This window comes from Anaeromassilibacillus senegalensis, assembly GCF_001261775.1.
In the GTDB taxonomy this organism is placed as follows: domain Bacteria; phylum Bacillota; class Clostridia; order Oscillospirales; family Acutalibacteraceae; genus Anaeromassilibacillus; species Anaeromassilibacillus senegalensis.
The window spans coordinates 860155-872565 of sequence record NZ_LN868538.1; the positions used below are offsets into that span (position 1 = coordinate 860155).

8 protein-coding genes are annotated in these 12411 nt (G+C 57.2%); 1 reads left to right on the top strand and 7 read right to left on the bottom strand.

Annotated features, from left to right (window positions below):
• The first annotated feature begins 20 nt into the window (after nt 1-20).
• On the top strand, nt 21-251 hold the full coding sequence (locus BN2106_RS14090; RefSeq protein ID WP_050699195.1) for a DUF6514 family protein: 231 nt from the start codon (nt 21-23) through the stop codon (nt 249-251).
• 332 nt (nt 252-583) lie between these two features.
• On the opposite strand, the gene BN2106_RS14095 is transcribed toward BN2106_RS14090, so the two are convergent.
• From BN2106_RS14095 to BN2106_RS14125, 7 genes are all read right to left on the bottom strand, one after another.
• Nucleotides 584-4885, bottom strand: a complete 4302-nt coding sequence (locus BN2106_RS14095) for a family 43 glycosylhydrolase (protein WP_050699196.1) — start codon at nt 4883-4885, stop codon at nt 584-586.
• A gap of 53 nt (nt 4886-4938) precedes the next feature.
• Nucleotides 4939-6246 carry an ABC transporter substrate-binding protein gene (locus tag BN2106_RS14100; RefSeq protein WP_050699486.1) on the bottom strand — a complete coding sequence of 436 codons (1308 nt, stop codon included), beginning with the start codon at nt 6244-6246 and terminating at the stop codon, nt 4939-4941.
• 190 nt (nt 6247-6436) lie between these two features.
• On the bottom strand, nt 6437-8233 hold the full coding sequence (locus BN2106_RS14105) for a sensor histidine kinase (protein WP_050699197.1): 1797 nt from the start codon (nt 8231-8233) through the stop codon (nt 6437-6439).
• Nucleotides 8230-9792: a response regulator transcription factor gene (locus tag BN2106_RS14110; RefSeq protein WP_050699198.1), complete on the bottom strand. Its 1563-nt coding sequence runs from the start codon at nt 9790-9792 to the stop codon at nt 8230-8232. Before BN2106_RS14110 ends, BN2106_RS14105 begins: the two co-directional genes overlap by 4 nt.
• Before the next feature lie 524 nt (nt 9793-10316).
• Nucleotides 10317-10793 (bottom strand): SAM-dependent methyltransferase, encoded by a 477-nt coding sequence (locus BN2106_RS14115; protein WP_050699199.1) that lies wholly within the window; start codon nt 10791-10793, stop codon nt 10317-10319.
• A gap of 86 nt (nt 10794-10879) precedes the next feature.
• Complete coding sequence (locus BN2106_RS14120) at nt 10880-11557, bottom strand: DUF2461 domain-containing protein (protein WP_050699200.1); 678 nt, start codon at nt 11555-11557, stop codon at nt 10880-10882.
• Complete coding sequence (locus BN2106_RS14125; protein WP_082236521.1) at nt 11550-12389, bottom strand: RNA polymerase sigma factor; 840 nt, start codon at nt 12387-12389, stop codon at nt 11550-11552. Before BN2106_RS14125 ends, BN2106_RS14120 begins: the two co-directional genes overlap by 8 nt.
• Between the last annotated feature and the right edge of the window lie 22 nt (nt 12390-12411).

Genomic DNA, 12411 nt, shown 5'->3' on the forward strand with positions numbered 1-12411 from the left:
TAATCGAAAGGAGCATTTTTATGGTACAGTACCGGACGGAAAAACACCAATTCAACCCTGAAAACGCGGCCCCGTATGAAAGCTATTGTCTCTGCTGCTATCGGGACGGCGCACCGGTCCTTCAAATTGCGGACCTCTCGCTCTCCGGATCCTCCGTGGAACGGCTGGCGGAACAGTGCAATCGGCTGGAACTGTCCCCCCTGCACCTTCGGGATGTTGTGGAGGACTTTCTTGCGCAGGACAGCCCCTGATCGGGGCCTTGGCAAAGCAGCATTTTTTTGCACACGGCAAAAAGCCGGTCCCCGCGCAAACGGGGACCGGCTTTTTGTTGCTGCTGCATTATCTCTTGCTCCCCGGTGAGGAGGTCGCCGCCTTGCGGCAGCTTTCCGGGGATTGGGGCGGACGTGCCTGCACACGTCCGCCGGTGTAGCTTATAAACATATAAAGATTAGGAAGGAAAGAAGGGTTTGATCCATCTGAACGGACCGTTGATAGCGCGGGCCGCCGGTCGGGCCGTACCGCCGGCGAATCCCGCAAATCGTTTTCTGCGGTTTTAAAAAGATGCGATTTTCCGTGCCGGCAATCAGCCAACAGTTACCGTACAGTGCTTTACAGGGGCTGCGCCAGGCAGTGTGGTGTAAACGCCCGTGCTCACGCCCGGTGCGCCGACTGCCCAGACTCTGTAGAAATAATCGCTGCCAATCTGTGCGACAAACTGCGTCTTGAGCACGCCGCCGTTGCCGACGGTAAAGGCCGGAGCCTGTCCGTTGCCGTTGACGACACTCATCTTAAAGCAGTATGCCTGTCCTCTTCTGAGGACAAAGTCCACGGTGGTATCGGATACGACGGAGGCCGCCTGTGCGACGCTCGCGCCGACCGCTGCGATGCCGGCTGTACCGTAGGTATCATTGGAAACCGGGGTCCTGCTGGAGGAGCCGCCCTTGCTTCCGCCGGTATTGCCATTGTTGTGATTGTCGTTATCATTGTTTTTCTCTACCAGCCCTTCAACGGCCTGGCTGAGAGTGCTCTCCGCCGCTTTGACCATCGCTTCGGTCGCCTGCGGATCGTCCAGAACCGCATTGGCCGCCGTGACTGCGTTTGCAACAGCCGTTGCGGAATCGGTTGTATACTTGCTCAGGTCGATGGCACTCGCTTCTTCAACCTGCTCTCTCAGCGCATCCTTGTTGGGAATGAGGAGCAAATTGCCCATTGCATCCGTCAGCGCGCCCGCCGCCTTGTCGATTTCCTTCTGGGTTGCGCCGTCGGCCAGTTCCCGCGCATCATCCAGCGCGTCGATAAAGTCCTGCTTGCCTGTGTCGAGATACGCGTCCAGGTTGGCCTCAATCTCTTCGGCCGCCTTGATCAGCGCACGGAGTGTCTGCCAGTTTGCGCCCTCGTCCAGAGCCAGAATCGCATCGCGGAGCGCCTGATAGGCGTCTTCCACGTCGTTCTTCAGCGCATCCTCGTCCGCAACAACTCCCTGCGCATTCTCCAGCGCTTCCAGGTATGCCGCCCAGCTGGCATCGGAGTAGTTCCCCTGCTGGAGGTCTTCCGTCATTTCCAGCAGCTGTTTCAGAGCGGTCTTGTCACCCTTTGCAAAGCTGAGGTGCTGGATGGCGTCGAGCAGGTCGGACCACGCTTTGTTGATCTCTTCCTGGGTTGTGTCGATCTTGTCCGCGACCTTCTGCGCTGTTTCCAACGCCGCATCGAAGCGCTTCTGCACAGACGGCACCGCATCGGCGTACTCGTCGCCGCCCTTCAGGCCTTCCGCGGTGGCAACGATCGTGCGCAGGACGCTCTTGTCGACGGTTACAAACGCAAAGTTCAGCTCTGTATCCGCGTTCGGCATGGTCAGGCCGTAGGAATAGCTGTTGGAATCTTTAATGGAAACGGGTTCTTCATTTACCGTAATGGAGGCAAACTCTCTGCCGTTTCTCGGCGTAAAGTCGAGTGTCAGTTCGTCGCCGCTCATCAGGGTATCCTGGTAACGTCCAATGAGGTTTGCAAATCCAAGGTCCTGATTTCCAATGGAAAGCTCCGCCTTTGCCGCCGGGAAGCTGACCGTCAGGCTGTGCTCCTCCGGTTCCGGCTCGTCCTTCACTTCGCCGGTAATGGCGAGCCAGCTCAGGACCGGATCGGGATTGTTGGAATTCTGCCGCTGCACACTGATGGTTACATCCGCGTCGTTTGCAACGGTGAACGGGAACAGGAACGCTTTCTCACCGGAGTTGGCAAACGTACCGACGGTGGTTTCCACCTTCTGCCCGTCCGCACCGGTGTAGGAGACGACCGCCTTCATGGGCCGGTTTACACTCCACCACTCCTGGAAGCCCAGGGAGAGGAGGTATTCGCCCGCTTTCAGCGGCAGCTTGTAATCGATGTTCTTGCCGCCCTTCGCCCACCAGCCGCTGGTGTACGCGTCGAGGCTGTCCGGATTTTTGTTGCCGATGTCGGCATCGGTGCCGGTGTAACCCCAGCTGCCGTCCTGATACGCCTGATCCCATGATTCGGTGTTGACCAGGTTCGGCGCTTTCTCAGAGATGATGTCGTAATAATTGGAACCCTTCGCCGCACCGCTGTCGATGTAGTACAGCATGCCTTCCGGGATATCCATGACTTCCGTGGTCAGGGTCAGGCCGTCAAAGCCTTCCAGCGTGCCGGTCACTTTGCTCTTCGCGCCCGGAATCAGAGCGCTCAGGTCCCAGTTGACCTGGACCTTGTGGTCGGTCCATTTGCCATCCTCACGGACGCTGACATCCACCTGCGCCGGCAGGGTATCCGCGCCGTAGTAAAGGTCGTCCATCTCGCTCTTCAGCTTGAGGTTGTTGATATTGTCAAAATAGCTCAGGTCCCATTCTTTGACGTCATTGAGGGTGACATGGCCGGTGGCGTCAATCTCAACCGGCAGCCAGACATAGCGGGAATCCGCCAGTGCCGCCGCGCTGAAATCCTGCTCCTTGCCATAGCCCCAGCGGTCGCCCATATAAATGAACTTGCCGTTTTCCGGATCGACCGGAATGACGTTGGTGCTCTGGGTCCAGAAGGTCTTGTGGTCCACGTCGCCGACGCACGGGTCGCCCATGTCGGTCCATTTGCCAAGAATCTCATCGGCCTTCCAATAGCGGGCGGGGTTCGGGCTCCAGCCGGTTGCGCCGGAGGTAATCATATAATAGGTGCCGTCGTACTTGAACAGGGCGGGCGCTTCACGCTGCGCGCCGGGGAACAGGCGGACAAAGTCCTCGCCGTTCTTTGCCAGTCCGACCGGGTCCTGTGCAACGTCCAAATCCGTGTAATCGTCGTTCAGGCGGGAAATGAACATCGTACGGTTTTCTTCGCTGGAATAGATGATGTACGCAACGCCGTCGTCGTCGATGAAGAGGTTCATGTCGCGCGCAAAGCCGCGGTTTGCCGGCTCCTCATACCAGTCAAGCTGGCCGTTGTCCTCATAGTACTCCTCTTCCGGCAGCTGGTGCAAACGGGAGCGGCGGACAAAGGTAAACGGTCCGTTCGGCGTGTCGCTGATCGCCATGCCGGCCGCGGCTGCCGCGTAGCTGGAGGTGGATTCCTCCGTCGGGCCGTCTGCATGGAACCAGATGATGTACTTGCCGGTCTTCTCATTATGGATCATCTTGGGACGCTCGATGATCGAAGTCGTCTTGTTGATGCACAGATAGACGTAATCCTTCTCTTCCGGCGTCAGATTGCCGTAGAGCGCGGTGAAGTACGGGTCGGTGTCAAGCGCCTCGCGGCTCGGCACGGAGCGCATCGCATAGCCTTCAAACGTCCAGTTGAACAGGTCGTCGGAGGAATAGGTGCTGATGCCGTTGCTGTGGCTGCCGGTCGTCTTGTCTTCACCGATCCACCACCATTTTTCACTGCCGTCCGGCATGGTCATCTTCTGCACCTGGCCGCCGTGCGCCTGGATCGGTTTGCCGTTGGTGTCCTTCCATTCGGCGCCTTCGGTGCCGGAGAAGGAATCGTATACTTCGATGGAACGCAGGTTTTGATAGATGGTATCCAGCCGCTCGCACATCTCCTTGACGGCACGCGTGCTTGGACTCTCCTGCGCCGCAAGCTCCTGCGCTTCCGCAAGCGCAGCATTCATCGCCTGGAGGTTGTCCTCCTTGTTCTCTTCGCCCACATACAGCTCGCCCAGCGGTTTCTCCGCGTAGACAACGCCGTTCGCCTCATCCTGAGTCAGCTTGCCCTGGATTTCCGCGATTTTTGCCTTGACTGTATCGGCGTTGTAGGACTGCCCGCGCTTGACAAGAATGTAGCTGAGCATCGGGTCATCGTTGCCGCTGGTCCGCTTCTCATTGTGTACGAATACATTCAGCTCGCCGTCCTCCACAAGGACTTCCGCGGTCTTTGTAAAGGTCGCGTTGGGGGAATTGCCGCCCGGCACGCTGGCCTGAGAAGCGACGCGCTCATTCTCCAAATCGATGTCGACCTTGCGGGCCGACCACCAGTTGGGAATCTTAATGCCGACGGTGACTTCATAGAAGCCGTCCTCCACGGCGAAATGATAGCGGAAGCCGCTGGTCGCCGGGTCGAACTCGATCTTGTCGCTGGTGTACCAATAGGTATCGGTCTTGACCAGGCTGTCCTTGTTGCCGCCGCTTACCATGTCGGCGTTCTCCACATAGCCCCAGGCATGGCCTGTGGATGCGTCCTCGCCGTAAACCTGGTCGGTGACGGACTGGTATTCGCCCATCTGGTCTCCGTCCGCCGTCTGATCAATCTTCGTGGCGGCGCAGTTGACAAAATACAGCAGATCGCCGGGGTTGCCTTCTGTTTTCGCCATTGCGGACACAGGCGCGAACACCTGCATCAGCAGACAGATACAGAGCAGCAGGGACAGACTTTTCTGTTTGTTCCTTCTCATACATCTTTTCTCCTTCAACTATTCTCCAATCACCACACACGCGGTGTTTGTGCCTAAGAATTGACAATAGAGGCGCGCGCCTGCGTCTGCGCGTTTTTGAGGATTTCGTCCATATCGACGCCCTGCATAATGGACTGCAGGCTCTCCGCAATGATATCCTCCATTGAGTAGGTATATAACCCGTAATTGACGGGCGGAATCTGCTCCGTCCATTTGGCAAAGTCCTCGTAAATTTTCTGCCCGCCGAAAAACGCGCTGGGCAGGCTGTAGTTTTCCATACTGCCCGCGGATTTCAGCGTGCTGACCAGGCTGATATCCTTGACCAAATCGTTCATCAGGCGGTCGTTGGAGGCAAAGGTCTTGCTGAGGAAGTCCACCGCCAGGTCCGCGCCGGGAGATTTATCGATTACATACCAGCTACCCCCGCCGATACTGGACGCGTTGATGGATTCCGGGACTTCCGCCATGCGCGGGATCGGAGCCACGGCCCATTTGCCGCTCTGGTCCTCCGCCTGCACAATGCTGGACATCGCCCAGCAGCCGGACGGCACACTGGCGACCTCCCCCTCCTGAAACGCCTTGACAAACGGGTCCCAGCCGGAGATTTGCAGCGCAATGCCCGAATCGATCATCTTGCCATAGGTCTGGATGGCGGCCTTCAGTGCCGGGTTGTCCGTAAAGTTGACGCTCTCGCCGTCCTCTTTCATGTACCAGGCGCCCGCTGACTGCATCATAATGCGGATCTGTCCCAAATCGCTGGGGTCAAGCGTCAGCATGCACTTCCCGGTCTTTTCCTTGACGGCTTTTCCGATTTCAATGTATCTATCCCAAGTCAGATTTTCCATATCCTCTTCGGTGTATCCCGCCTGACGGATGTAATCCCGCCGGTAGAACAGGGCGGCCACGCCGCTGTCAAAGGGGACTCCGTAGACCTTTCCGTCGTCCGTCATCACCCGCAGCTTATAGTCCATAAACTGATCGGGATTGACAATTGCGGAAAGGTCTCGCAGCTCCCCGGGAAAGGATTTGAGGAAATTCTGAATCCTGTAATCTTCAATCAGGACAATATCCGGCAGCCCCTCATAATTGGAGGCGGAAAACGCGGTGTTCAGCTTGGAGACAATGTTTGTCTGCGCCATGCTGACTACATTGACCACAACGCCCGGATTGGTCCTCGCGTAATAGGCCTTTGCCAAATTGGCGGCCTTGATATTAAAGTTTTCATCCCATGCCCAGATGGTGATGGTATCCGGCGGGTTGTCCGTTCCAACCAGAGAAGCCTGCGTCGGTTTGGGCGTGCACGCCGTCAGAAACAGCAGCGTCATACAGAGCAAAAATGCCCACAAGGATCGGCGCTTCACGATCATTCCCCCGATTCTGCAATTGGATCCTGGAAACAGCCCGTTGGGCTTTGGGGTTTTCTTATCATTTCGCATAACAATCTCTTCATTTCTGTTCTATTTTACCGCATCCTCCCCAAAAGGTGGTAGGAATTTCTTCTCTTGTATTTGTCTTTTTTTAAGACTTTGTCAAAAGGTGCTGGTAATTTTTTTAGGTGTTGGGACAATTTTTGGATTCCTGGGCCGGAATCGTCACCGTAACGGACGTTCCCTTGCCCGGTTCGCTGGAAATGGAGACGCCGTAGTCCTCCCCATACAGCAGCTTGATACGGTCATCCACATTTTTAATGCCGATTCCGGTGAAGTGGTCCGCCTTGCGGCCCCCGCTCGACAGCGTGCTTCCTACCTTTTCCAGCATCATACCGGAGCCGTTGTCAATCACCTCGCATACCAGCGTGCCGCCGCGGCGGCGGATAAATACAAAGATGCTGCCGTCGTCCGCGTCGTTGAATGCGTGGAAAAAGGCGTTTTCCAAAAACGGCTGAAGGATCAGCTTGGGCATCAGGCAATTCCGGCAGTCCTCCGCGAGGGAGAAGTCCACCTTGATCTGCTCGCCAAAGCGCAGATGCTGCAAAAAGACGTAGTTTTTGAGATTGCCCATCTCCTCTTCCGCCGTGATGCGCTCCTGTTTGTCGCTGATGGTGCTGCGCAGCAGCAGGCTGAACGCATCGATCGCCTGCACCGCCTTTTGAGAATCCCCCTGCCAGATCATCCACTTGAGCGAAGTCAGCGTGTTATAGATGAAGTGCGGATTGATCTGCATTTGCAGGGCGCTGATCTCCGCCTGCCGCTTTTCGCGCTCCATCTCCATGAGCTGGTCGATATAACTGTTGAGGCCGTCCAGCATGTAATTGAACGCCGTGGACAGCTCCTTGACCTCGTAGTTTCCCTCCACCGGGATATGGTGGCTGAAATCGCCCTTGGTGATCGTCTTCATCTCGCGCACCAGCGACTGAATGGGCTGCGTCGTCTTGCGCACCACAAAGAACATGCTGACCAGCACACAGGCCACCACCAGCATGCTCAGAACCACGATGGATTCCCGGTCCCCGGCCTCCCGCAGAATGGTGTCCCGGTCGATCACGCCCACCAGGTGGCAGTTCCAATGGGGGATTTTCTGCGCGACGACCGCCGAGGAGCGTCCGTTCTGGACAATCGTATGGTATTTCATCTGGCTCTGCTCCACCTGCTTCGCGGATTCCAGCAGTGCACTGTCTGTAAAGCCGACCATCTGCTTGCGGGTGGACGAGACGATCCGTCCGCCGCTGTCCAGCAGCAGCAGGTCGTTTGCCTCGCTGCTGAAGCTGCTGTAAAATCCCTGCAGCACATCCTGCGGAATCAGAATATATGCATAGCCGTAATTCGACTGCCCGCCCGCATAATTCAGCCCCGTGCTGACCACAATGGCGCTGTCGCCCTGGGTCAGCGTGGTGAAGCCGTCGTCCGTATACTGGTACAGGATGCGGTTGGGCTGGCGGCGCGTCTCCTGCGTGATCGCGCTGTCGAGCAGCTCCTCCACCGGGATGGTTAGGCCCGCGTCGCTGCTCAGATAGGTGGACCCGTTCACGCCCACCACCACGATGCTCATTTTTTCATAGTAATCGGGCGGCAGCGCGCTTTCCAGCGCGGAAACCATGCTGTACTGTGTGTACGACGCGGAGGCTGACGTCCGGTCGCTGCTGGTCAGGTAGCTGCGGAACGCCCAGCTGTTCTTGATGGCCCCCATGATGTTGACCACCTCGTCGTTAAAGCCGCTCATGTTCTCTGAAATCTGCCCGATGATCTGGGAGCTGGACTGCGTAAACGTATCCACGTATACGCTCTCCGACGCGCGGATAGAAATACTGAGCGTCAGCGCGGCGACGCAGATGACGCTCAGCAATACAACCGATACAATTTTAATAAACAGACTGTTGGCATGCAGCCTGCCCTTCCAGCTCTTTTTCATATCCGACCGCCTCCCGACGCCGCACCGTACTGCTTGCGGAACTGGCTGGGCGTTTTCCCCGTGAACTTTTTAAACACCTTGCAGAAATAGCTGTGGTCCCCATAACCGACCATGCCGCACACCTCGGAAACAGGGATGTCCTCCTTGCGCAGGAGTTCCTCCGCCCGGCGGATGCGCTCGCGGTTCAGGTATTCGCTGAAGCCCTCTCGGTTGTGCTGGGCAAAATAGGAGGACAAATAGGAATAATTAAAATTAAATTTCTTTGCCAGCACATTGAGCGTGAGCGGCTCCGCGTAATGCTCCGCCACATAATCGAGGATTTCCTGCATGGTCTGGTGTTCCGACCGGAGCGCGTATTTCTCGACGAGCGCCGCAAAGTCCGCGCGGATCATCTCAAATGCTACTGTAAGGTCCTCCGCGTACCGGGCCTCGCTGACGCGTATGAAGCAGTCCCGTTTCAGATGGCCGATCCCCTCCGGGTCGAGCCCCTGCTCCTCCCAGGCCGACAGGATCTGGTACAGCGCGTCCTGCAAGAGGGATTTCAGCTCAAATTCGCCCGGCGCGCGCCGTTTCCGCGCCTCCTGCACATAGTCGCAGAGCCGGTCCACCGCCTCCCGGTACTGCTGGCCGCGCACCTCGGCGGTAAATTTTGCCGCATCGAACACCGGCGCATCCCCCGTATTTTCAAACGATTCCGCCGCAAGGACCGCCGCCTCCCGGTCGTAAAACCGCTGGCGGGTATAGGCGGCAAAATGCTGCTGATAGATTTCTTTCAAATGGTTTAGGCCGGAAAACTCCCGGCTGTATACATAAAACGCCTTGGGCGTCCTGGATTTAAGCGAAGCAGCCATCCGTTTGACCCGCTCGGTCAGCGCGCGGTACGGCTCCGCCGTGTAGTTGACGACCAAAAGCAGCAACTTTTGATCCACTACGACGGTTTTCGCAGCCACGCCGGGCAAAAACTCCTCCGCGGCGGCGGCCAGAAGCGCATTTTGCTGCGCCAGGTTCGCCGTATTGCCCAGCGCGTAGGGGACGTGCATGCCGACCAGAAAAAAGCGTGGATAGGGAAAAAAGCCGCGAAGCCCTTCCATCGCCTCTTCCACTCCAAACCCGGAGAGCAGCTGGTTCATCTGCGTCTCCAGCGAATCGCCGCCCCCTTTGGACAGTACGAAACTGGGAATCTGCGACGCGGCCTTTTTCAGTGTATTCAAAAGGTCCTGCGGATTCAGCGTCGGCTTTAATATGTAATCCACCGCGCCATGCTGGAACGTGGATTTGACGTAGGTAAAATCGCTGAAACCGCTCAGCACAATCACACGGACGTCCGGATACCGCGCCCAGAGCTCCTTGGTGAAGGCGATCCCGTCCATCACGGGCATCACAACATCTGTCAGCACGATGTGGGGATGAAATTCCTCCACCAGCTTCAGGCCTTCCTGCCCGTTTGTCGCCTCTCCCACCACTTTGAAGCCCTCCCGCTCCCAGTTGATCAGGTGCTTGATCCCCTGACGCGTCAGGTATTCATCCTCCACAATGAGGATGCGGCAGTATTCGCTCATCGCATTCTTCCCTCCCAGCCATCTCTTACCTTATTTCTATGTATATCGTAAAGAGGCAAAGTCCTTATCACAACGGTGCAATACTCCCGACGCCGGAAGCTCCGCTTCCCGTCACGCCGTGAGGGTATTCCATCATGCCCGCCAATCCGCGCGGTTCATTTCATCCTGCTGTTTGAAAGCATTTTCCCCGCCGGCATGATTCAATGTTCTCTCAGGCGTCAAAATCTCTGATTTTGGTCACTCCGTGAGGATATTCCATCATGCCCGCCAATCCGCGCGGTTCATTTCACCCTGCTGTTTGAAAGCATTTTCCTCGCCGGCATGATTCCATGTTCTCTCAGGCGCAAAATCTCTGATTTTGGTCACGCCGTGAGGTTATTATACCGTATTTTCGACGCAGCAACAACGTGGTGTGAAAAGATTTTGCCGCATTCTGACGAAAAAGCGCCCCCGGCGGACAGGCCGCCAGGCGCGCTTTCCCTTTTATTCCGCTGTTTTGTCGATGGTTATGCAAAGCTTCCTGTTTAGAAGTTAAACTCGTGTTCCCAATCGAAGTCCCCACTGCTCTCCACATTTTTCGGCCAGTGTGCACACCAATCCGGCACGCCGGGGGCTTCCACCCGGTCGACGCTCGGCGTATACGGTTTGATATCCAGCACGGGGCTCCCGTTATCCGCGTCGATATACGCCAGCGCAAGCCTGCCGTTCTCCACATCCAATCCGGTGATGCAGACGCAGGACAGCGCGATGGGGTTTGGCCGCTCCGGTGAACGTGTGGCAAAGATGCCCAGCGTTTCCGGTGCGTTTGTATAGGGCTTTTGCTCCGTCCGTTTTCCCCGCGCCGCCGCATTGTCACAGCCGGAAAACCACCAGAGAATATTGCAGTGGGAAAATCCCTCCAACCCGGTCATCGCCTTGCGATAGGCCGGCTCCAATTGCACATAGAACCCTGCCGCACCCGCGCGGATCACACCGATCTGCTTAACTGTAAATCCATCCATAAGAATCTCCTCGCTTTGATTTGATTTTTACGGTACCGTACCTCCAGTATAGCAGGTATCGCTGATACTACAAGCCCCTTTTTCACTCATGACCGTGTTGGCATCTCAAAGCCTTCCAGCGCCCGGTTCAGGAACGCATTGAACGGCTGCATCGCCTCAAAGACAGACGCGGCGAATGGAATGAAATCAGCCGCCAAACATTGCTCGTCCGAAACGGGAAACTCCAGATACCAGCTTTTGTTTTTCAAATAGGCCGCCTGCGGATGCGCCGCGTCATATCCGCGCGGCACATTTTTCAGTGCGGTCCCGCCCACGGTAAAACGGTCGGTAAACGCGGGCGCGGTGATGATCTCCTGCCACTCGTCCCCGTGGGCGGCGATATACTCGCGCACCATGGCGGTCGCGTCCTTGAACATGTCCGCGAACAGCCCACCGCCCAAAAAAGACCGGCCGCCCGGTTTGATCATCAGATAATACCCGACCGGAACCGGCAGCTTGCCGCGGGGCGCGATGTGCGCCCGGAACGCCGGGTTGTACGGGGACTTATCGTGGCTGAACCGGGTGTCGCGCATCAGCTTAAAGGTCAGCTCCTTCGGCTCCACCACCGGAATGCAGTCGTCAAACTTTTTCAGCTCCAGCATCAGGACCTGGAGCAGCTCTTCAAACGCCCGGCAGGCCCCCTGGTACTCCGGTTTGTGCGCGTGGAACCAGTCCCGGTTGTTGTTTTGTTCCAGCTCCGTCAGGTAGGTCAATATCTTATTCATGCAGCACCTCCGCAAAACTTTTGGAGGCCATCAGTTCCCGCATGCGCGCGGCAGCCTCCTCCGGGCAGCGATAGGCGGGGAAATCCGCAAAAATCTGCGAAAGCCCGTCAATCTCCTCCATTGCGTCCGTAAAGGAGCAAATGGCGTCGTATCCGCACGCGTCCAGCTTCTGAAATTCCAGGCAGTCGGGCCGGATGCGATGGCTGGCAATCGCATAATGAATGCGCTTCCGGCAGTCGCACATGCCGGTGCCGCTCAATCCGCAGTATTCCGCCAGGAACGCCGCCATCCGCTTGCGGATGCGGGACAGCCGCTGGCGGTAGGCCTCCGGGGTGATCTCCAGGATTTCGGCGGCGGCCTGGCTGTTCAGCCGGAACATCGTGCCCAGGATGAAGATACAGCGGCTTTCCGCGTCCAGGCACTGGAGCATCACATTGGTGCAGGAGAGCTTCAGCTCCCGCTCCAAAAGGGCCTCGTCCACCCCGCCGCTCAGATCCGGAACGTCCTTTTCCCGTCCGGACGCGATATCCGCGCCGTACGCCTCAAAGCTCAGCGGGCGCTGGGCAAACATATGCTTGCGGTAATCCCGCAGATGGTTGACCGCGATGCGGAACGCCCAGGTGGACAGGCTGCTGTCTCCGCGGAAGGCGGACAGCCGCGTCATCACCTTGATCAAAATTTCCTGCGCAGCGTCCTCCGCATCCGGCACTGTCCCCAGCATCCGCAGGGACAGGTTGAACGCCATATCCTGTATGCCGGACAGGATGCTTTCCAGCGCCTTCTGGTCGCCGGACAGGGCTTTTTCAATGATTTCTTTTTCCGTTTGTTGCATTTTTTTCGACACCTCCTGTACG

Bases quoted from the DNA above. Each gene is read 5' to 3' on its own strand.
- BN2106_RS14090 (WP_050699195.1), top strand. From the start codon at position 21: ATGGTACAGTACCGGACGGAAAAACACCAATTCAACCCTGAAAACGCG.
- BN2106_RS14095 (WP_050699196.1), bottom strand. From the start codon at position 4,885: ATGAGAAGGAACAAACAGAAAAGTCTGTCCCTGCTGCTCTGTATCTGT.
- BN2106_RS14105 (WP_050699197.1), bottom strand. From the start codon at position 8,233: ATGAAAAAGAGCTGGAAGGGCAGGCTGCATGCCAACAGTCTGTTTATT.
- BN2106_RS14110 (WP_050699198.1), bottom strand. From the start codon at position 9,792: ATGAGCGAATACTGCCGCATCCTCATTGTGGAGGATGAATACCTGACG.
- BN2106_RS14115 (WP_050699199.1), bottom strand. From the start codon at position 10,793: ATGGATGGATTTACAGTTAAGCAGATCGGTGTGATCCGCGCGGGTGCG.
- BN2106_RS14120 (WP_050699200.1), bottom strand. From the start codon at position 11,557: ATGAATAAGATATTGACCTACCTGACGGAGCTGGAACAAAACAACAAC.
- BN2106_RS14125 (WP_082236521.1), bottom strand. From the start codon at position 12,389: ATGCAACAAACGGAAAAAGAAATCATTGAAAAAGCCCTGTCCGGCGAC.